General features: G+C 61.5%; 16 protein-coding genes. 8 read left to right on the top strand and 8 right to left on the bottom strand.

Going from position 1 to position 21595, the window contains the following annotated elements; all coding sequences use genetic code 11:
• The first annotated feature begins 80 nt into the window (after positions 1 to 80).
• The 3 genes from mfd to AAEO81_RS12355 are packed head-to-tail and all read left to right on the top strand — an operon-like array spanning position 81 to position 6798.
• The gene (gene mfd, locus AAEO81_RS12365) at positions 81 to 3533 is read left to right on the top strand and encodes a transcription-repair coupling factor (RefSeq protein ID WP_341963898.1); all 3453 of its coding nucleotides are present in this window, start codon (positions 81 to 83) and stop codon (positions 3531 to 3533) included.
• Between the two features lie 9 nt (positions 3534 to 3542).
• Positions 3543 to 4079 (top strand): CsiV family protein, encoded by a 537-nt coding sequence (locus tag AAEO81_RS12360; RefSeq protein ID WP_341963897.1) that lies wholly within the window; start codon positions 3543 to 3545, stop codon positions 4077 to 4079.
• A 13-nt stretch (positions 4080 to 4092) separates the two neighbouring features.
• A complete protein-coding gene (locus AAEO81_RS12355) occupies positions 4093 to 6798 on the top strand; it encodes a DEAD/DEAH box helicase (protein ID WP_341963895.1) in 2706 nt (901 codons plus the stop codon).
• 612 nt (positions 6799 to 7410) lie between these two features.
• On the opposite strand, the gene AAEO81_RS12350 is transcribed toward AAEO81_RS12355, so the two are convergent.
• Positions 7411 to 8759, bottom strand: a protein-coding gene (locus tag AAEO81_RS12350; protein WP_341963893.1) for an IS3 family transposase whose coding sequence is annotated in 2 segments (ribosomal slippage) — positions 7411 to 8292 and positions 8295 to 8759 — 1347 coding nt in all. Because the reading frame shifts where the segments join, the coding sequence is not laid out codon by codon here.
• Between the two features lie 112 nt (positions 8760 to 8871).
• Positions 8872 to 10539: a VRR-NUC domain-containing protein gene (locus AAEO81_RS12345; protein ID WP_341963891.1), complete on the bottom strand. Its 1668-nt coding sequence runs from the start codon at positions 10537 to 10539 to the stop codon at positions 8872 to 8874.
• 153 nt (positions 10540 to 10692) lie between these two features.
• Between AAEO81_RS12345 and AAEO81_RS12340 the strand changes: the two genes are divergently transcribed.
• Complete coding sequence (locus AAEO81_RS12340; RefSeq protein ID WP_341963890.1) at positions 10693 to 11214, top strand: nucleoside 2-deoxyribosyltransferase; 522 nt, start codon at positions 10693 to 10695, stop codon at positions 11212 to 11214.
• A gap of 14 nt (positions 11215 to 11228) precedes the next feature.
• Here the strand turns inward: AAEO81_RS12340 and AAEO81_RS12335 are convergent, their stop codons facing one another.
• Together AAEO81_RS12335 and AAEO81_RS12330 are read right to left on the bottom strand one after the other, a co-directional pair.
• The gene (locus AAEO81_RS12335; protein ID WP_166595130.1) at positions 11229 to 11435 is read right to left on the bottom strand and encodes a hypothetical protein; all 207 of its coding nucleotides are present in this window, start codon (positions 11433 to 11435) and stop codon (positions 11229 to 11231) included.
• 71 nt (positions 11436 to 11506) lie between these two features.
• Positions 11507 to 12409, bottom strand: coding sequence for a LysR family transcriptional regulator (locus tag AAEO81_RS12330; RefSeq protein WP_341963886.1), 903 nt, complete (start codon positions 12407 to 12409; stop codon positions 11507 to 11509).
• Between the two features lie 122 nt (positions 12410 to 12531).
• Between AAEO81_RS12330 and AAEO81_RS12325 the strand changes: the two genes are divergently transcribed.
• Positions 12532 to 13611 carry an AbrB family transcriptional regulator gene (locus tag AAEO81_RS12325; protein WP_341964527.1) on the top strand — a complete coding sequence of 360 codons (1080 nt, stop codon included), beginning with the start codon at positions 12532 to 12534 and terminating at the stop codon, positions 13609 to 13611.
• Between the two features lie 142 nt (positions 13612 to 13753).
• On the opposite strand, the gene AAEO81_RS12320 is transcribed toward AAEO81_RS12325, so the two are convergent.
• From AAEO81_RS12320 to AAEO81_RS12310, 3 genes are all read right to left on the bottom strand, one after another.
• Positions 13754 to 14371, bottom strand: coding sequence for an LpxA family transferase (locus tag AAEO81_RS12320; protein ID WP_341963884.1), 618 nt, complete (start codon positions 14369 to 14371; stop codon positions 13754 to 13756).
• Positions 14368 to 15612: an AGE family epimerase/isomerase gene (locus AAEO81_RS12315; protein WP_341963883.1), complete on the bottom strand. Its 1245-nt coding sequence runs from the start codon at positions 15610 to 15612 to the stop codon at positions 14368 to 14370. Before AAEO81_RS12315 ends, AAEO81_RS12320 begins: the two co-directional genes overlap by 4 nt.
• Positions 15613 to 15785: 173 nt before the next feature.
• Positions 15786 to 17411: a methyl-accepting chemotaxis protein gene (locus tag AAEO81_RS12310; RefSeq protein WP_341963882.1), complete on the bottom strand. Its 1626-nt coding sequence runs from the start codon at positions 17409 to 17411 to the stop codon at positions 15786 to 15788.
• A gap of 183 nt (positions 17412 to 17594) precedes the next feature.
• Between AAEO81_RS12310 and AAEO81_RS12305 the strand changes: the two genes are divergently transcribed.
• The 3 genes from AAEO81_RS12305 (at position 17595) to AAEO81_RS12295 (ending at position 20022) form a co-directional block, all read left to right on the top strand.
• A complete protein-coding gene (locus tag AAEO81_RS12305) occupies positions 17595 to 18083 on the top strand; it encodes a GFA family protein (RefSeq protein ID WP_341963881.1) in 489 nt (162 codons plus the stop codon).
• Between the two features lie 183 nt (positions 18084 to 18266).
• Positions 18267 to 19820, top strand: a complete 1554-nt coding sequence (locus AAEO81_RS12300; protein ID WP_341963879.1) for an FAD-dependent oxidoreductase — start codon at positions 18267 to 18269, stop codon at positions 19818 to 19820.
• A 37-nt stretch (positions 19821 to 19857) separates the two neighbouring features.
• Entirely contained in the window at positions 19858 to 20022 is a 165-nt protein-coding gene (locus AAEO81_RS12295; RefSeq protein WP_341963878.1) for a hypothetical protein, read from the top strand.
• A gap of 314 nt (positions 20023 to 20336) precedes the next feature.
• Here AAEO81_RS12295 and AAEO81_RS12290 read toward each other — a convergent pair whose 3' ends face one another.
• Positions 20337 to 21434 (bottom strand): MBL fold metallo-hydrolase, encoded by a 1098-nt coding sequence (locus tag AAEO81_RS12290; RefSeq protein WP_341963877.1) that lies wholly within the window; start codon positions 21432 to 21434, stop codon positions 20337 to 20339.
• Positions 21435 to 21595 lie beyond the last annotated feature (161 nt).

Genomic DNA, 21595 nt, shown 5'->3' with positions numbered 1-21595 from the left:
GGCGAGCACAAAACTGACAGCGGATTCCCGATTTAGTTACAATCCCCGGCTTTGCCGCAACGCCTGGAGCTTTATCTTCCGTGCCCGTTCTGCGCCTACCGATTCTTCCTGCTGCCGCAGGCAAACAACATTGGGGCAACCTGCCCGGTGCCGCTCAAAGCCTGGCCATCGCCGAGGCTGCAAGCGCCGCGAAACGCTTCACCCTGCTTTTGACCGCTGACAGCCAAAGTGCCGAGCGACTGGAACAGGAACTGAAGTTTTTCGCCCCCGATCTCCCGGTGCTGCATTTCCCTGACTGGGAAACCCTGCCCTACGATCTGTTCTCGCCTCATCAGGACATCATCTCCCAGCGCATCGCCAGCCTGTACCGGCTGCCGGAACTGGTGCATGGCGTGCTGGTGGTGCCGATCACCACGGCCCTGCACCGCCTGGCGCCGACCAAGTTCCTGCTGGGCAGCAGCCTGGTGCTGGACGTCGGCCAGAAGCTCGACGTCGAAGCCATGCGCACCCGGCTCGAAGCGACCGGTTACCGCTACGTCGACACGGTCTACGAGCACGGCGAGTTCACGGTGCGCGGCGCGCTGATCGACCTGTTCCCCATGGGCAGCAAACTGCCCTACCGGATCGATCTGTTCGACGATGAAATCGAAACCCTGCGCACCTTCGAGCCGGAAACCCAGCGCTCCATCGACAAGGTCGATTCGGTGCGTCTGCTGCCCGCCAAGGAATTCCCGCTGCAGAAAGAAGCGGTCACCCGTTTCAAGGCCCGTTTCCGCGAGCGCTTCGACGTCGATTTCCGCCGCAGCCCGATCTTCCAGGACCTGAACAGCGGCATCACCCCGGCAGGCATCGAGTACTACATCCCGCTGTTCTTCGAAGAAACTTCCACGCTGTTCGACTACCTGCCCCAGGACACGCAGGTGTTCTCGCTGCCGGGCATCGAAGCGGCGGCGGAAACCTTCTGGAAGGACGTGCGTAACCGCTATGAAGAACGCCGCGTCGACCCCGACCGTCCGCTGCTGCCGCCCGCTGAATTGTTTTTGCCGGTCGAAGACTGTTTTGCCCGCCTCAAAAGCTGGCCCCGCGTGGTCGCCAGCCAGGACGACGTTGAAACCGGCATCGGTCGCGAACGCTTTCCGGCGCTGGCACTGCCGAATCTGGCCATTGAAGCCAAGGCCAGCCAGCCGCTTGCGGCACTCTCGACCTTCCTCGACGAATTCCCCGGTCGCGTGCTGTTCACTGCCGAATCCGCCGGTCGTCGCGAGGTGCTGCTGGAGTTGCTGGAGCGCCTGAAACTGCGGCCGAAAAACCTCGACAGCTGGCAGGAGTTCGTCGACAGCAAAGAGCGGCTGGCGATCACCATTGCGCCGCTGGACGAGGGTCTGGTGCTTGAACAGCCAGCCCTGGCGCTGGTCGCCGAAAGCCCGCTGTTCGGTCAGCGGGTCATGCAACGCCGCCGTCGCGAAAAGCGCATGGACGGCCACTCCAGCGATGCGGTGATCAAAAACCTCGCTGAGCTGCGCGAAGGTGCGCCGGTGGTGCACATCGACCACGGCGTGGGCCGCTACCTTGGGCTGGCGACGCTGGAAGTGGAAAATCAGGTCGCCGAATTCCTGATGCTGGCCTACGCCGAGGACGCCAAGCTGTACGTCCCGGTGGCCAACCTGCACCTGATCGCCCGCTACACAGGCAGCGATGACGAACTCGCGCCGTTGCACCGCCTCGGTTCCGAGGCCTGGCAGAAAGCCAAGCGCAAGGCCGCCGAACAGGTGCGCGACGTCGCCGCCGAACTGCTCGACATCTATGCTCGCCGCGCCGCCCGCGAAGGTTATGCGTTTGCCGATCCGAAGCTGGATTACGAAACGTTCAGCGCCGGGTTCCCGTTCGAAGAGACCCCAGACCAGCAGACCACCATCGAAGCCGTGCGCCACGACATGCTCGCGCCGAAACCGATGGACCGTCTGGTCTGTGGCGACGTGGGTTTCGGCAAGACCGAAGTGGCCATGCGCGCGGCGTTCATCGCCGTACACGGCGGCAAGCAAGTGGCGATTCTGGTGCCGACCACCCTGCTCGCCCAGCAGCACTACAACAGTTTCCGCGACCGCTTCGCCGACTGGCCGGTGACGGTCGAGGTGATGAGCCGCTTCAAGTCTGCCAAGGAAATCAACGCCGCCGCGGCCGACCTGGCCGAGGGCAAGATCGACATCGTCATCGGCACCCACAAGCTGTTGCAGGACGACGTCAAGATCAAGAACCTGGGCCTGGTGATCATCGACGAAGAACACCGTTTCGGTGTGCGCCAGAAAGAACAGCTCAAGGCCCTGCGCAGCGAGGTCGACATTCTGACCCTGACCGCCACGCCGATCCCGCGCACCCTGAACATGGCTGTGGCCGGCATGCGCGACCTGTCGATCATCGCCACCCCGCCCGCCCGACGTCTGTCGGTGCGCACATTCGTCATGGAGCAGAACAAGCCCACGGTGAAAGAAGCGCTGTTGCGTGAACTGCTGCGCGGCGGTCAGGTGTACTACCTGCACAACGACGTGAAGACCATCGAGAAATGCGCCGCCGACCTCGCCGAACTGGTGCCGGAAGCGCGGATCGGCATCGGTCACGGGCAGATGCACGAACGCGATCTTGAACAGGTGATGAGCGACTTCTATCACAAGCGTTTCAACGTGCTGATCGCCTCGACCATCATCGAGACCGGCATCGACGTGCCGAGCGCCAACACCATCATCATCGAACGGGCTGACAAGTTCGGTCTGGCCCAGTTGCACCAGTTGCGCGGCCGGGTCGGTCGCAGTCACCACCAGGCCTACGCTTACCTGCTGACGCCGCCGCGCAAGCAGATCACGCCGGACGCCGAGAAGCGTCTGGAAGCCATCGCCAACACCCAGGACCTCGGCGCGGGCTTTGTGCTCGCCACCAATGACCTGGAAATCCGTGGGGCGGGCGAGCTGCTGGGCGAAGGCCAGAGCGGGCAGATTCAGGCGGTCGGTTTCACCCTCTATATGGAAATGCTCGAACGCGCAGTGAAGTCGATCCGCAAGGGCGAGCAGCCGAACCTGGACCAGCCGCTGGGTGGCGGTCCGGAGGTCAACCTGCGGGTGCCGGGGCTGATTCCAGAGGATTACCTGCCGGACGTCCATGCGCGGCTGATTCTCTACAAGCGCATCGCCAACGCCGCCGACGAAGAAGGCCTGAAGGACCTGCAAGTGGAGATGATCGACCGCTTCGGTCTGCTGCCGGAGCCGACCAAGAACCTGGTGCGCATGACGTCGCTCAAGCTCAAGGCCGAGCAGTTGGGCATCAAGAAAGTCGATGCCGGCCCTCAGGGTGGACGAATCGAATTTGCCGCCGATACGCCGGTAGAACCCTTGACGCTGATCAAGCTGATTCAGGGCCAACCGAAACGCTACAAATTCGAAGGTGCCACGCTGTTCAAGTTCACGGTGCCGATGGAACGTCCCGAGGAGCGTTTCAATACGATCGAAGCGCTGTTCGAGCGCCTGACCCCGACATCTGCCTAAGGACTCACCATGCGTGTGCTTCGCTCGCTCACCCTGCTCCTGGTGCTGATCGCCCCGGCAGCCTTCGCCGATGGCATCTATCAGGTAGAGCTGATTCTCTTCCGTCAGAACGGCGAGCCTGCGGCCACCAATCAGGCGGCTCCGGAAGATTGGGCTGCGGGTGCGCAACCCTTGGGCGCCGACAACCAGACCTCCACCGGGCTGGACGCGTTGGTGAGCAAGCTTGAATCCAGCGACACCTATAAAGTGCTGCTGCACCGCGCCTGGCAACAACCCCTGAGCGCGACGCCAAGCAAGGTGGCGATCAGCAGCGGCCAGGAACAGTTCGGCCATTACCCCATCGAGGGCACGGTGAGCCTGGGCCTGGCGCGCTTCACGGACATCGACGCCAACTTCTGGGTCAATCAGCTCGACGAGCATGGCGTGCTGGTCACCAGCGAACGCATGCGTCAGGCAACCCGGGTCAGGAACGGAGAACTGACCTACATGGATAACGGGAGTCTGGCCATGTTGATCAAGGTCACTCCTCTTCAAGCACCGCGTTGACGTAGGAAAAGACGTGTCATCCCTATTGGAAAAAGTCCTGGCCCTGCCATGGGAACCCCTGTTCAAAGCACAAAGCGTGGAGCGCGGGCTTGAGTATGCCCAGCAGAAACGTGTGGCCGTCGAACACCTCAGCGGCGACCTTGTGCGCACGGTTTGCCGGGGTTCGGGCCTGGAAATGTACACCCAGACCTTGATGTTCAAGGACCCTGAGCGCACGCGCACGTTCGTGATCGGCAAATGCACCTGCCCGGTCCGCACCAACTGCAAGCATTGTGCGGCAGCGCTGTTCTACCTGCAGGCGCCGGAAAACCAGCCGGACATACTGGCCGTCGTCAACCGCCAGTCCACCGACCGTGCCACCGTTGTCCAGCCGAAGCCCAACCTGCCTGAAAAGCTAGAAAAAAACATCAAGCCCAAGCCTCGGCTGATCCTCGCCAGCTTCGAATTCAGCGCCTACGAACCGCGCAACGGCAAGATGCAGCGGCACATCCAGCACCGCGCCGCGCTGGCCTTCCGTTATCGCGAACTGTACGCCTCGGGCACCCCAAGCCCTGGCCGTTCCAGCGATCTGCTCTGGCACCTGAAAACCGAAACCCTGCGCATCCGGCGGCATCTGGATGTCGAAGCGCAGTTCCGCAGGCAGTTGCAGGACCTCGGCTTTCGCATCGCCACCCGCCAGAGCAAAGCCTTGCCGGACAGTGCCGGGGAAATGTTCGAACTGCCCACCGACAAGGCCTGGCTGAGCTTCATCCTCGAAGAACTGCCCAAGCTGCGGGACAAAGGCTGGCAGGTCGAAATGAACGACGATTTCGGGTTTGACGTCACGGCCGTGGACGACTGGTACGCGGTGGTCGACGACGAGCCGGAGCGCGACTGGTTCGACCTGGAACTGGGAATCATCGTCAACGGTGAACGCCTGAGCCTGCTGCCGATTCTGATCAACCTGCTGCGGACCCACCCGGAATTGATGACCGCGGCGGGCATCGCCAAACGTCGGGACGACGAGCAGCTGCTGGTGCAGCTCAATCACTTCACCCAGCGCGGCGGCGTGCCGATTCAAGTGGCGCTGCCCTATGGCCGCCTGAAAACCGTGCTGGCGACCCTCGGCGATTTCTACTGGCGTGAAGACGGCAATAACGCCATCCGCCTGAGCACCGCCGACGCCGCCCGCCTCAAGCACCTCGACGACCTGCCGCTGGTGTGGCAAGGCGGCGACCGGCTGCGGGAGTTTTCCGAACGGCTGGTCAACATCAAGGACGCACCGGTCACTGCACCGGAAGGGCTGAACGCCACACTCCGGCCTTACCAGCTGGAAGGTCTGAGCTGGATGCAGGCCCTGCGCGAGCTGGAAGTTGGCGGTGTGCTGGCCGACGACATGGGCCTGGGCAAGACCCTGCAAACCCTGGCGCACTTGCTGATGGAGAAACAGGCCGGACGCCTGGATCGCCCGGCGCTGGTGGTGATGCCCACCAGCCTGATCCCCAACTGGGTAGACGAGGCAAAACACTTCACCCCGCAGCTCAACGTACTGGCGTTGTACGGCGCGAATCGGCATCAGGACTACGATCGCCTTGAGGATTACGACCTGATCCTCACCACCTACGCCCTGCTGCCCCGCGACGTCGAGTTGCTGAGTAAGCAACTCCTGCACGTGCTGGTGCTGGACGAAGCGCAGTACATCAAGAACCCCAACAGCAAGGCGGCGCAGGCCGCGCGTCAACTGAACGCCCGCCAGCGTCTGTGCCTGAGTGGCACGCCGCTGGAAAACCACTTGGGCGAGTTGTGGTCGTTGTTCCACTTCCTGATGCCCGGCTGGTTGGGGGATGCCAAACAGTTCGGCAGCAACTACCGCACGCCCATCGAAAAGCTCGGTGACGGCGCCCGGTTGCAGCACCTGAATGCGCGGATCAAGCCGTTTCTGTTGCGCCGGACCAAGGAGGAGGTCGCCACCGAGCTGCCGCCAAAAACCGAGATTGTGCACTGGGTCGAACTCAACGACGCCCAACGCGACGTGTACGAGACCATGCGGCTGGCGATGGACAAAAAGGTCCGTGACGAAATCACGCGCAAGGGCGCGGCGCGCAGTCAGATCATCATTCTCGAAGCCTTGCTCAAATTGCGGCAGGTCTGTTGCGACTTGCGTCTGGTCAACAGCGCACCCCTCAGCGCTCGTCAATCCAGTTCGGCCAAGCTGGAAAGCCTGATGGACATGCTGGAAGAACTCCTGGCGGAGAATCGCAAGATCCTGCTGTTCTCGCAGTTCACGTCGATGCTGGGGCTGATCGAAGCGGAATTGACCCAGCGCGGCATCGAATACGCCCTGCTGACCGGCCAGACCAAGGATCGCCGCACGCCGGTGCAGGAGTTCCAGAGCGGCAAGCGTTCGGTCTTCCTCATCAGCCTCAAGGCCGGGGGCACGGGTTTGAACCTGACGGCGGCGGACACGGTGATTCACTACGACCCTTGGTGGAACCCTGCGGCGGAAAACCAGGCGACGGACCGGGCGTATCGCATCGGCCAAGAGAAGCCGGTGTTCGTCTACAAGATGATCGCCCGGGGCACCGTGGAAGAGAAAATCCAGCAGTTGCAGCACGAGAAATCAGCGCTGGCGGCGGGTGTGCTGGATGGCCGAATGTCGGGAGACTGGCGACTGCAGGACGACGACATCGAAGCGCTGTTCGCGCCATTGCCCCTGCCGCCGAAGCGGGTGAAGCGGTAACCCCTCCTGCGAGAGCGAATTCATTCGCGATTGCGGCGAGCCAATCACCTCCTATCGACTGATTCACCGCTTCGTCCGATCAAGGCCCGTGCCATCGTAACCTCCAACGTCTCCTACAAGGGGGGGGTGGCGCATAGCATGCCCAGGGTTCGACGCTGTCCCTGTGGGAGCTGCCGGAGCTGTGCGACGGCCGCGAAGACGGTGGTTCAGGCAACACTTCTTCAACTGACCCACCGCTGTCGCTGCCGTCGTGCCTCCGGCGTCTCCTACAAGGGTGATGGCGCACAGCATGCCCAAGGTTCGACGCTGACCCTGTGGGAGCTGCCGGAGCTGTGCGACGGCCGCGAAGACGGTGGTTCAGGCAACGCATCTTCAACTGCCCCACCGCTGTCGCTGCCGTCGTACCTCCGGCGTCTCCTACAAGGGTGATGGCGCGGCATGCCCAGGGTTCGATGCTGACCCTGTGGGAGCTGCCGTGGTTCAGACGACGCATCTTCCACTGACCCACCGCTGTCCCTGCCGTCGTGCCTCCGGCGTCTCCTACAAGGGTGATGGCGCGGCATGCCCAGGGTTCGGCGCTGTCCCTGAACTGCCCCCCAAAAGTTGGACAGTTTACGCCGCAGCCTGAGTCCTGTATTCAACAGGACTCATGCCATTGAGCCTCAGCTTGATGCGGTCATGGTTGTAGTAATGAATGTACTCATCCAGGCCGACCTTCAATTCTTCCACACTCTCGAAACGCTTCAGGTAGAAAAACTCTGACTTCAGCGTGCCGAAAAAACTCTCCATCGCCGCATTATCCAGGCAATTGCCTTTGCGGGACATGCTCTGTTTCACACCTTTTTCGCTGAGCGCGTGGCGATAGCGTGGCTGTTGGTAGTGCCATCCCTGGTCCGAATGAACGACCAGTTTGGGCGCGTCTCCCAAGCAAGCCAACGCCTTGTCGAGCATGTTCCCCACCAACTCGTAGTAAGGCCGACTGGCTGTTTCGTACGCGATGATTTCGCCGTTGTACAAATCCATCACAGGAGACAAGTAGAGCTTCTGCTGACCCACTTTGAACTCGGTGACGTCGGTTACCCACTTCTGTTTTGGCCGGGGTGCATGAAAATTACGCTCCAGCAGGTTCGCGGCGATTTTGCCAACAGTCCCCCGGTAGGAACGGTATTTCTTGGGCCGTACGACCGATTGCAAACCCTGTTCGGCCATCAGCCGTTCGATGACCTTCTTGTTGACCAGCGTTCCTTCCTTTCTGAGCGCAAGCGCAATACGCCGATAGCCATACAGCCCTCTCTGCTTGTGATATTCCTGCTGCACCCGTTCCTTGAGCGCCGCATGCCGGTCCGGTTTCTGCTCAGCCTTGACCTGGTAATAGAAGGTGCTGCGTGCCAGCCCGACCAGCTCAAGGAGGTCGGGCAATGGGAATCGGTGCTTGAGTTTGCGGACGATCAGGACTTTTTCCCCCGTGTTCGCTCCTTTTCCTCGCGCAGGGCCTTGAGCTCCTTTAGGACAGCGTTCTCCATGCGCATGTACTCAAGTTCAGCCATCAACTGCTCTCGTGGCTTTTGTGCATCGTTGGTGTCGGTGGGTTTGGCGGGTTTGATTTTCATGGGCGTGTCGGCTGGCTGGATGGCAGTAGGGGTGACAGGACTGTCACTGTAATACTGGCGTTGCCAGATGCCTATCAGGGAGGACCGCCCAAGGTCAAAATGCGCAGCGGTCTGGCGTAGCGAAAGTCGATGCTCATGCATGTAGGTCAAGACTTGGCGCTTGAAATCCTCGCTGTACCGCCGCGCATACGACATTGGCTTGATGCTGTTGCCAGTCCGATAACTGGCGACCCAGCGTCGAAGGAGACTGAAGTCGATGCCAAAATGTCTGGCCACTGTTCGGAAGCCGTTGGTGCCGTTCAGGTAGGCGGTGACCGCCGTGAGCTTGAACTGCTCGGTGTACTTGACCATAGATCCCCCAGGGGTTGGATGGGTGTCCAACTTCTTGGGGGCAGTTCATCCCTGTGGGAGACGCCGGAGGTAACGACCGCACGGGCCGCGATCGGACGAAGCGAGGGTTCGGTCACGCTACAACAGACTGACCCGCCACCTCTTGTGCCCACTGCACATAACACACCACCACTGGCATCTCATGCTCGGCGCAGAAATCCAGCCAGCGCAGTTGGTTGTCCTGCAACCGGTCGCCCGGCCCTTTCACCTCGATCATCCGGTAGCGGCGCTGTTCGGGGTAAAACTGGATGAGGTCGGGCATGCCCGTGCGGTTGGCCTTGATGTCTTGCAACAAACGCCGAAACCAGCGATTGAGGTGAGCGGCGGGCAGGCAATGCAGCGCCTGCTCCAGCAGGCCCGGGGTGAGGGTGCCCCAGAACACGAACGGCGATTGCAGGCCGAATTTGTTCACGTAGGTGTCGCGGATGACCGTCAGATAACGCTCATCGTCCAGTTGCGACAGGCATTCCTCGAACAACGCCGCCCGCCGCTGATAAAAGTCGGGGCTGTACAGGTCGCTCGGCGCGCTGTGGAACGGGTGGAAGAACGCCCCCGGCAGCGGCGCGAAAATCGCCGGCCAGCACAGCAACCCGAACAGCGAATTGACCAGCGCATTCTCGACGTAGTGCACCTCGCTGCCCTCTTCGGCCAAGTGCTGCTGGATCAGCCGCTCGACATTGTGGTCGGGCAGCGGCGTCACACTCAGGTCCAGCCGCGTGACTGTCCGCGCCTTGCGTTTCACCCCTCCGCCCTGCCCCAGCTTCTTTAATAGCCGTGGTTGAATCCGCAGCAGGTGCTGGGTCTCTTCGTCGTTTTCAGGCGTGGCCTGAGCCTCTTGCAACAGGGCCATGGCCTCGGCGTACTGCTCGCCACGTTCCAGCACCCGAACCCTGCGCACCCGTGCGCCGGGGTAGCTGGACTGGGCATAAACGCTCAGCGCCAGCGGCCATGCCTGTTGGCGCTCGGCCTGCTGGCCAATCTGGAACAGCAGCTTGGCCCGGCGCATCGACAGCCACGGATTGAGGGTCTGGATCGCCAGGGCCTGAATCGCCAGCTCTTCCAGTTGCTCCGCTTCGTCCAGCGCCTGCCGACAGCTGTGCAGGCTCAGGCACGTGTCGATGTCTTCGCGCTGACTGATGCCTCGCGATTCAAGGGAAAACTCGACCTTTTCGTAACGATAAATGCCCAGGTCCGCGAGCACGAATTCGGACCATTCCTGGTAAAGATTGCCGAAGTACAACAAGCGCAACCGGTCGCACAGCGGCATGACCTGCAAGGCGAAAATCACTTCATCGACGCCTGAAAACCAGTGATCCAGCGGCTGAATGTGTTCGAAAACCGGCAGCAGACGCGCCAGCAGATCGGCTTTTTTCTCGGTGGCTTTGACGCCATGGGCCTTGAAGCATTGGCTCAGTTCGTCCTTGCGCAACAGGGCGAACAGCGCTGAAAGGTCGAGATGTGGCTGATCGTCAACCCAACCACACGCCAGCAACGGCGCAACGGCCTGGCGGGCATCACCGATTTCCGCGTAGGTCAGCTTGCTGGCGCGAAACAGCACGCCCTTGCGCATGACCATCCGCACCAACAAGGCCTGCGCAGGCTGTGGCAGTTGGGCGAAGTCGTCGATGAACGTGCGTTCTTCCTCGTTGAGCAGGTCGTCGTAACGCTGGCCGATCCAGCCCAACACCTGGCGAAAGTTCTCCAGGTAATAGAACGGATTGTCGAGGGGGGAAGTGCTCACGGCGCGGTCACGTTACGGCTGGCGGAAAGGCGTCAGGATACTGGTTATCCGTACAGATTCCAGCCCCCACTGATGAGGATTTTGCGTTGGACCGATCAACGGCAACCGAGCGAGGGGCTACAATCGGGCCACTGTTTTTGCGAGGGGCCTGTGATGCCTTCCCTTTCCACACCGCGCATCTATCTGGCGGGTTTCGATGTCTTTCGCGCCGATGCCATTGAACACGGGCGCTACCTTAAATCGCTGTGCGAGGCCCACGGGCTGGAAGGCCTGTACCCGTTCGACAACGAGGTCGAACAGGGCCTGTCGCCCCACGACACCGCCAGACGGATCTGCCACGCCAACATCGACATGATCAAACGCTGCGACGCCGTGCTGGCGAATCTCAACCCTTTCCGGGGAATCGAGCCGGACTCCGGAACGGCGTTCGAAGTGGGCATGGCAGTGGCGCTGGGCAAGCCGGTCTGGGCCTACTTCGAAGACGCCCGGCCCCTGCGCGAACAGATTGAGCACGATGCCAAAGGATTTGATGCGCAAGGGTATCAGGTGGAGGATTTTCAGCTGCCGAAGAACCTGATGCTGGCGTGTACGTGGGTGGGGTTCAGCGGGACGGTGGAAGCGGCCGTTGAGGCATTGGCCGGGCATTTGAAACGACCACCCGGCAACGCGATATAGCTGTCGGCGCGGCGTTACCCCAACGTCGAAGACCCGATGTCCAGCTTGTCCGCATCCTCGAACTCATCCAGCCGCAAATCCCCCAGGTCCAGATCGCCTTCCGGGTCGCTGTCTTCGTCCGCGTCGGCGTCGTTGAGGGGCGATTGATCGCCGCCAAAATGCTGGTCTTCGTGGTTCATGAAATACGGAATCCGGGTGTATTCGTGTGGCTGTGCCTGCATGCTTCTAGCCTCCAGATGGCTGTTCACTGTTGTTGCTGTCTGTTTCAAGGCTACTCCCGAACGCCTCGGGATTACACCCAACTGAAAAACGAGCCCCCGTCGTCGCGCAGCATTTGCACCATCGCGTGGGCCGCGGGCGAGAGGTAGCCCTCGCGGCGCAGAATGACGCAGATGGTCCGCGTCATGGTCGTAGCTTCCAGCGGTACCTCCCGCAGATATTGCATGTTCTTGCCATATTCGAGGGTTTCCCGGGCGATGAAGCTCAACAGGCTCGTCTGGGCGATCAGCCTCGGCAACAGGGAAATGGAGTTGGCCTCGATCTGCACCACGGGCAGCGGGAGGTGATGACGGGTGAACGCTTCATCGACCCAGATCCGCGACGACACCCCCAACGGCGGCAACACCCAACGGTAGTTGCACAGGTCGCTCATCTGATAGGGGGCGTTGAAGATCGGGTGATTGCGGCTGGCGATGACCACCGCTTCGTCGGTGAGGATCGGGTAGGCGGTGACTTCGTCTTCAACGCCGCGTTGGGAACAGATGATCATGTCCAGATGCCCTGAGCGCAGTTGCTCGCGCAGCATGTCGTCCTGGCCGATGACCAGCTTCAGGGTGATGTCCGGCGCCCGTTTGAGCAGCGCATTGGTCAGCTCGGGCAACAGGTATTCGGCCATCGTCGCCGCACAACCCAGTCGAATTTCCCCGACAGCGCCGCTGGCGAAATCCCGCACCTCGCGCTGGGTCTGGGCGATGCTTTGCTGCAACATCTTGCCCCGTGCCTGCAACAGCTCGCCCACCGGGGTCAGTTTGATCCGGCGACCGTCGCGCTGAAACAGCTTGGTGCCAAATGACTCTTCCAGCCGCTGAATGCTTTTGGTCAACGCGGGCTGGCTACGATTGAGCTTTTCAGCGGCTCGACCGAGGTGACCGAGCTCGGCGATGGTTTCGAAATAGGTGAGGTCCCGCAGGTCCATATATCAACCAAAGTTATCGATTCATGATTATTAGAAAATAGACTTGATCAATTGAAGTGTCGATAATTTTGCGCATTGGACAGAACTCCATCAGGAAACCGCCCATGCTTTGGAGATCCTCGTTGTCGCGCCCCACCCCGTTTTCCCTCGACACCCTGCACCCGCTTTTGCAATGGCTGCTGCTCATCCTTCTCGCCGGCAGCGCCGGCCAACTGTTCCGCTACTTCCACGTTCCTGCTGCGCTGTTTCTCGGCCCAATGCTGGTGGCGATCGGCTTTGGCGTGTCCGGTGCGTCGATCCGGATCAACAAACACGTGTTCCGTCTCGGCCAAGGCTCGGTGGGGGTACTGGTGGCGCACTCGATGACCATGGGTGTGTTGCTCACGGCCATGCATTCCTGGCACGTGATGGTGTTCGCCACCGTGCTGACCATCGCGCTGAGCGCCGTGGTGGGCATCGGGCTGGCGCGCTGGGGCGGGATTCAGGGCAGCACGGCGGCATGGGGCACTTCGCCGGGGGCGGCGTCGGCGATGGTGGCGATGTCCGAAGATTACGGCGCCGACTCGCGGGTCGTGGCGACCATGCAATACGTGCGGGTGGTGTGTGTGGTGATGGTCGGCGCGCTGGTGAGCCGGGCAATTGGCGCCGATGTCGGCGGCACCGATGCGCACAGCACCCATGCGATGCTGCAAGGGGTGAACCTCCTGAGCCTGGGCCTGACTGTGCTGACCATTGTGGTCGGCGTGACCCTCGGCGCCAAAGTACCGGCTGGTGCACTGCTGGTCCCGCTCCTGTTGGGCGGCGCGCTGCAATTGAGCGGCATTTTGCAGATCACCATGCCGACCTGGCTGCTGGCAATTGCCTACGGCGCCATCGGCAGCTACATCGGCCTGCGGTTTGACCGGGTGACGATTAACTATGTATGGCGTCGCCTTCCCGCAATGATCCTGGGGGCGCTGCTGTTGATCCTGCTGTGCGCCCTCTCGGCCTGGGTGATCGCCGAAATGATGGGCAAGGATTTCCTCTCGGTGTACCTTGCTACGAGCCCCGGCGGGCTCGATGCCATGGCGATCATCGCCATCGACACCCACTCGGATGTCGGCTTTGTGCTGGCCATGCAGACCCTGCGCCTGTTCGGCGTAATCGTCACCGGCGCCTACATCGCGCGGCAAGTGATTCGCGTGACCCAACGGTTGGCGTGACGGGCCGCCGCATGCGGTACGCCTACCCGTAGGCGTTGGCTTGCCTACGATCCATTGCGTAGCGATGGCAAATCCGGTGCACGCGGTGGAGCGGTGGCACAGGGGCTGGCTGACCTGATGCCACCGCAGGCAAGCCGTGCGGCTACAACGGCTTGCTTTCTGCGTCAAACACCTCACCGCGCCGGATGATGGTCGCCTTGGCCAGCAACGCCCCCGGCGCCAGCACGGCGTTGGCGCCGATGCGGGAGCGGTCGCCGATCAGCGCGCCGAATTTGTCGCAGCCCGTGGCACGCAGACGGCCGTCGACGCGCACGCGGACTTCCTTGTCGTCGCGCTCGTTGCGGTAATTGCAGACGATGCTGCCCGCCTCCAGATTCACCCCCGCGCCCAGCACCGAATCCCCCACAAAATTGAAGTGCGCGAGCTTGGTGCCATCGAAAACGAACGAGGTTTTCAGCTCCGCGCCGGGACCGAAGATGCAGCGCTCACCCACCCAGCAACCACCCCGCAGGTACGCGCCGGTGGCCACGAAGCACTCAGGCCCAATGATCAATGGCCCTTTGAGCACCGCCCCCTCCTCGACCACCACCGTTTTGTGAACGGCAATGTCGCCACGGATTTCGTAGTCGTCGCCCAGCGTCACCAACAGTTCGCGAACGATTTCAGGGGCACGGCTGACCAGTTCCCACGGCGTGAGCGAGGCCCAGCGCGACAGGGCTGAGGTGTCCAGCGATTCGATATAGTCGCCGATGCGGATCATTGCAAACGCTCCAATGCCGTCGCCAGGCTCTGCGCCAGCGGCAAGACGGGCAACAACGTCGCCTGATACGCGTGATACAGGTCAGGCTTGCCCGGCCAGATATCAGCGCTCGGCTGATTCTGCGGATTCAGCTCATGGCGCCAGCTGCCGTGCTCGCGGTCGATGAACAGGGTTTCGTTGAATTCCCAGAAGGTCCGATACCAGGTTTCGTATTGCTGCTCGCCGGTGCGCTGAAGCAAGGCGGCCGACGCGGCTGCGGCTTCGGCGTGGGTCCAGTGCAAACGATGACGCACCACCGGGCGATTATCCCAGTCCAGCGTGTACACGATGCCCGGCGCGCCATCGACGTCCCAGCCAAAGCGGCAGGCGTTTTCGAACAGCAGACGTGCGTCCTCCAGTAACCAGGCCGGGGTGTCCAGTTTCGCCGCCTGACGCGCCGCTTCCAGGTGCAGCACCAGCCGCGCCCATTCGAAGGCGTGGCCCGGCGTCGTGCCATAGGGGCGGAAACCGTCGTCCGGCTTGTCGGCGTTGTACTCCGGCACCGGCTGCCATTGCAGGGTGAAATGCTCGATGACCTGATGATTGTTCGCCGCAGCGTGCTGATGAATCACTCGCTCGACGATGCTCAGCGCCCGGTCCAGCCAGCGCGCATCGCCGGTGACATCGGCCAGGGCCAGAAACGCCTCAGTGCTGTGCATGTTGCTGTTGGCGCCGCGGTAGGCTTCTTCGTCGCTCCAGTCCCGGGCGAAGGACTCGCGCATGGCGCCTTCTTCTTCGCTCCAGAAGTGCTGGCTGATGACCTGGATCGCCTGATCGAGCAAAGCCTTGGCGCCAGGGCGCTGGGCAACGACCGCCGAGGAAGCGGCCAGCGCAACGAAGGCATGCAGATAGGCAGCTTTGCCCGTGCTGCCGCCTTTATCGAGGGGCTTGTCGAACCAGCCGCCATGCTCGGCATCCCGCAACGGTCCCGCCAGCGCCGCAACGCCGTGGTCGACCAGCTCGGCGCAACCAGGAATGCCATTGATGTGAGCGAGGGCAAAGCTATGGGTCATGCGGGCGGTGTTCATGGTTTCCGCAACGGCGTCGGCGGGCAACCGTCCCTGCTCGTCCAGATTACCGAAGCCCTGAGGCAGCCTGGCCGCCTTGGCGAACGCCAACAGTCGATTGCCCTCCTGTGCCAACCACGCCTTGTGTCCAGGGGCGCGCAACCAACTGCTGAAACCGCGATTCACATCATCCATTGCCTTGTCACCTATCTGCTCGGCAGGTTCAGCCCGCCAGGAATTATTAGACGGGGAGAATCATGCAAGCCAACGCCGGGTCAGGCAAGTGAATGAGGTGAATCCTTTAAGCAACGTCTGACCGGGAGGACGCTGACATACGCCAAACCGCAGCGGCGACATCAGCAATCAGATCACACGCGAAACCGCGTCACCACCTGATTCAACTCCCCCGCGAGGCGCGACAGCTCAGTGCTGGACGCGCTGATCTGGTTGGCACCGGAGGACGACTGTTGCGACAGGTCGCGGATGTTGACGATGTTGCGGTCCACTTCCCGCGCCACTTGCGCCTGTTCTTCGGCGGCGCTGGCGATGACCAGGTTGCGTTCGGAAATCTGGTTGATCGACGAGGTGATGCGGGTCAGCGACTCCCCCGCGCCTTGCGCCAGTTCCAGCGTTTCCGTCGCCCGCGTGCGGCTGACCAACATGGACGCCAGCGCGTCGCTGGAACCGCTGCGCATGGTCGAGACCATCTTGTCGATTTCAAGCGTCGATTGTTGGGTGCGATGGGCCAGTGCGCGCACCTCATCGGCGACTACCGCAAAGCCGCGTCCCGACTCCCCGGCGCGTGCGGCCTCGATGGCGGCGTTCAGCGCCAGCAGATTGGTTTGCTCCGCGATGGAACGAATCACGTCCAGCACCTTGCCGATGTCCTGAGACTGATCGGCCAGGGTCTGCACCAGTACCGAGGTGTGTTGCACGTTGCTGGAGAGGTTCTGGATCGAGGTCACGGTTTCAATCACCCGCGCTTGCCCGTCTTGCGCCGCGTCGTTGGATTCGCTGGACGCCTGGGACGTGGACACCGCGTTGCGCGCCACTTCTTCCACGGCAGAGGTCATTTCGTTGACCGCCGTCGCGGCCTGTTCGATTTCCGCGTTCTGTCGATTGAGCCCGCGATGGCTGTCTTCGGTGACCGTATTGAGAGCGGTGGCGGCCGAAGCCAATTGGCTGGCAGAACTGCCGATCAGGCTCAAGGTGCCGCGCAGATTGGTTTGCATCAGACGCAGCGCGGTCAGCAGACGCGTGACCTCATCCTTGCCTTCGACGCGAATATCGTGGGTCAGATCGCCCTTGGCGACGAATTCCGCCGCCGTGACCGCGTCTTCGAGCGGCTGGATGATGCTGCGGGTCAGCCACAGGGCCAGGATGACGGTCGCCAGCGCCGCGATCAGCACGAACACCAACACAACATTGCGCGAGGCGCGGTACTGAGACTCTGCAGCCTTGCCTTCCTGTTCGACCTGCTGCGAATAGAAGTCCGTCAGGTCGCCGAGTTGCGCGCCCGAATTATCGACGGCGGTTTTCATGTCCACCAGCAGCAACGTGTTCATGGCCTTCGAATCGCCACTTTCCGCCAACACGAACGACTGGCTAAGGCCGCGCTGGTAATCGGCCAGCGTACTGCGGAATTTGTCGTACAACACCTTCTCTTCAGGGGTGTCGATGAACGTGTCGAGGGTCCCCAGTTTGTCGTTCAGCACCTTGACCCGTGCGTCCATCTGGCCCTTATAGGTGCCGACGCTCTTGGGATCGGTGTCCAGCGCCATGCGCAGCGAAATCGTGCGGATGCGCAACATGGCTTCGCGAATCTCGCTGACCAGCCGCATGCTCGGCATCCAGTTACTCTCAACCGCTACCTCGCTCTGACGGATGGTGGACATCTGGCTTAATGCAAACCAGCCCAGCAACGCGACCAGCAGGGAAATCAGGGTAAAACCGAGGCCCGCACGTCGGGCGATGGTGAGGTTGCGTAGGTTCATGACCGTAGGCTCGTTATTGTGGTGGCAGTGGTCGCAGTTGTCGTACGACTTCTGCTTATCGACGCTTAGCAGGGCTTCTTTAGCGAACACTTCATGAAACATCCGAACGAACGTTCGGGGAAACCTTGGGCCAGCGCGAGGTCTAGACCTATGAGTCGACCCCAGTGAGAACGGAGGCCCATCATGCATCTGGAAGGTTCCTGCCATTGCGGCGCGGTGGAGTTCAGCCTGAACAGCGCCCACCCCTACCCCTATCAACGCTGCTATTGCTCGATCTGCCGCAAGACTCAAGGCGGAGGCGGCTATGCCATCAATCTCGGTGGCGACGCCAAAAGCCTGAAGGTCAAAGGCAAAAGCAGCATCGCCATCTACCACGCGAAGATGCGCGACGATGAACACAAACACGTGCACACCAGCAGCGCCGAGCGGCATTTCTGTCAGCAGTGCGGCAGTGCATTGTGGCTGTTCAGCCCGGAATGGCCGGAGCTGATTCACCCGTTCGCCTCCGCCATCGACACGCCCCTGCCCACCCCGCCCGAGCACACGCACCTATTGCTCGACTCCAAGGCGTCGTGGGTCGAAGTCCAGGCCGGGCCGAAGGATCAGCAGTTCGAACAGTATCCGGAAGAGTCAATTGCCGACTGGCATCAACGCCTGGGTTTAGAGCGGTGAGTGACGAGCTGCAAGCGGCAAGCTAAAAGCAGCGCTCAAGATGCTCACGATTGCGTTTTTGCTTGCAGCTTGTAGCTTGCTGCTCGTAGCTGGCACCTTGCCGCTCGAAGCTTGCAGCTGAAAAATCGGTGAACCTCTATCGAGCCCGCCGACTCCCAACAGAAAGCCTGGGAGGAATTGAACATGGCAATGCATCGAGTCGCGAGCCTGGCCGATCTTCGTCGAGATCGCGGGATTCAGGTTGAAGCAGGCGAGAAAAAAGTCGTACTGGTGCGCCATGGCGATGAGGTTCGCGCTTATCAGGCGGAATGCCCTCACGCGGGCGCGCCCCTGGCCGACGGTGCGGTGTGCAACGGCCATTTGATCTGTCCGTGGCACAAAGCAGAATTTGCCATTTCCGACGGGCATCTGTGCGAACCGCCTGCGCTGGACGCCCTGACCCGCTACCCGCTGCAAGTGATCGACGATCAGATTCACGTCGACGATCAAGCGCTTTCTGTCGAGCACGACACCCGCCCCGACGACGACCGCTGCTTTGTCATCATCGGCGCCGGTGCCGCCGGAACGGCCGCCGCGTGCGCGTTGCGGGAAAAAGGCTTTAATGGCCGCCTGTTGCTGGTGGACCGGGAGGTTGCGCCGGGTTACGACCGGACGGCGCTGAGCAAATTCGTACTCGCGGCCGACATGCGCCCCGACGAAACCCCGCCCCTTCGCGACGACGCGTTTTACGACGAAAACCACATCGAGCGTATCGAAGGCGAGGTCATGAAGCTGGACGTCGTCAACAAGCGTCTGACCTTGTCGGACGGCCGCCGCTTTGCCTACGACGCCGTACTGATCACCACCGGTGGCGAACCGCGTGCCCTGCCGTTGATTGGCGCGGACCTGCCGCAAGTCCTGACCCTGCGTTCCCGTGACGATGCGAAGAAAATCCTCGCCGCCGCCAAGCCGGGCAAACAGGCACTGATCGTCGGCGACAGCTTCATCGGCCTGGAAGCCGCGTCCGCGCTGCGCAAACACGGGGTTAACGTGACCGTGCTCGCCCACCACGAGGTGCCCTTCGCCGATCAATTAGGCGAGCGAATCGGTAAAGCGTTGCGCGCCCTTCATGAGCAAAATGGCGTGCTGTTTCGCACCCATGTGGACGTTAGCCGCTTCGAAGGCGATGGACATGGGGGGAAGAAACGTCTGGAAACCGCCTTGCTGAATAACGGTGAGCGGCTGCCGGTGGACCTCGCGCTGATCGGCATTGGCGTCTCCCCGTCCACACAATTTGTCGACGGCCTGCAACTGGAAAAAGACGGTTCGCTGAGCGTGGACTCAGGGATGAAAGCAGGCAAGGACGTGTGGGCGGCGGGCGACATCGCCACCTTCCCGATCAATGGCCAGCCCCTGCGGATCGAACACTGGCGGTTGGCGCAACAGCAGGCGCGGATCGCCGCAAGCAACATGCTGGGCGCTGAAAAACATTACAGCGACGTGCCGTATTTCTGGACCTTCCATTTCGGTAAGCGGCTGGACTATCTGGGTCACGCGGCCGAATGGGACGATATCGTTTACCTCGGCGAACCGGAGACCTTCGAGTTTCTGGCGCTGATCTGCAAGCAAGGGGCCGTTGCTGCCGTGGTCGGTTGCAAGCGCGAACGGGAAGTCGCCCTGCTGGCCGAACGCATGAAACAGCCCTTGTTCAAGGACGAGGCGCTGATGCTGATCAAGCAAATGAGCGAAGGTGCGTGACAACGCGCACGACGATCGATTCGAAGGAGACATAGCCATGACGAAAGCCTCAGACCGGGAAGACCTGAAACACGCGCCGGAAAATGCCGGCAAGGTCGGTGAGCAGCACAAACAGGCGAACCAGCAAGGTGAGCAGCCTCGTCATCCTGAGCACCCGAAAGACAACGCTCAGGACACGGATCGCAACCGGAACAAACCTTGAGGTGATTGCCACAGAAGCTGGAGCACACCGCGCCGCGTGGAACCTCACGCGGCTTGAAACTGTAGGAGCGAATTCATTCGCGATGCGGTCGTACAGCCGTTAGGTCTGTGTCGTCTGATCCATCGTTCGCGAATGAATTCGCTCCTACAGGAGGCCGGGTTCGCCGCACGATTAGGGGCCTGACGAGGACCTGACTGTCGGAGCGAATTTATTCGCGTAACAATCTGACAGGCGATGCATATCTGTCGCCCGCCGCATCGCTTCGCGAATGAATTCGCTCCCACAGAAGCTATTCCCCGGCCCGTCTGGCCCGCCTACCCGCGGCTCGCGGCCTGCTGTCGGTTGCATCGCCGACTGTGGCGACGCTTCGCCGGGGTCTCCGACGCTTTTTCGACTTTCATCCACCACGCCTCGCCTCGGCTCGGGTAATCGATGTAGAACGGCTGGCCCATTTCCGGTGTGGTGATCGAGATACTCCGATCCCAGGCCAGTGCCAGAATCCGGTCGAATGGTTCGTGCCAGGCATGCATCGCCAGGTCGAACGTGCCGTTGTGGATCGGCAACAGCCATTTACCGCGCACGTCGATGTGCGCTTGCAGGGTTTCTTCCGGCTGCATGTGCACGTCTGGCCAGTCGACGTTGTAGGCGCCGGTTTCCATGAGCGTCAGGTCGAACGGGCCGTACTCCTCGCCGATCAGCTTGAAGCCCGCGTGGTAGCCGGTGTCGCCGCTGAAGAAAATCCGTTGCTCGCCATCGAGCATCACCCACGAACACCACAGCGTCTGGTTGCCGTCGCGCAGGCTGCGCCCGGAGAAATGCTGGGCGGGCGTGGCGACGAAGCGAATGCCGTGAATCTCCGTCGACTGCCACCAGTTCAGTTGCTGGACCTTCTCGGCCGGCACGCCCCATTCGATCAGCGTGTCGCCCACGCCCAGCGGCGCGATGAAGTGCTCAGCCTTGTCCTTGAGCACCTGGATGGTCATGTGGTCGAGGTGATCGTAGTGGTTGTGCGACAGAATCACCGCTTTCAGTGGCGGCAGGTCCTCAAGGCTGATCGGCGGCTGGTGAAAACGCTGTGGACCTGCCCATTGAATCGGCGACGCACGCTCGGCAAACACCGGATCGGTCAGAAAGTATTGATTGCGCAGCTTGAGCAGCACCGTCGAATGGCCCAGGCGATACACCGTGTTGTTCGGCGCGGCCAGCAATTGCTGGCGAGACAGCGGCTGGACCGGAATCTCGCCGACCGGACGGGTGTGGCGAGGTTTGTTGACCATGGCGTTCCAGAAAATCCGCAGCGTCTTCAGGAACCCGGAGCGCTGCATCGGCTTCTGGTTGCGGTAGCGGCCCTCCTCGCGAGAAAGAACGGGCAACGGGGTAGCGTTATCGAGGTTTTTTTCGATCGAGGCCATGAGGTGCTGACTCCATGAAACGGGTGGAGGTTTCTGCAACGGCGGACGCGTTGCAGAATGTTGCATACGACGGAAAGAAGTAAGCGAGAAGTTGTAACAGGCTTTTACACTACACAGTGTAGTTTCAAGCTTGCACGAACCGCAAAGAGAAGTAAACTGCT

It is taken from the genome of Pseudomonas sp. RC10, assembly GCF_038397775.1.
GTDB lineage: Bacteria > Pseudomonadota > Gammaproteobacteria > Pseudomonadales > Pseudomonadaceae > Aquipseudomonas > Aquipseudomonas bambusae.
The sequence above is the reverse complement of the archived record's forward strand: the minus strand, read 5'-3'. Positions and strand labels throughout refer to the sequence as shown.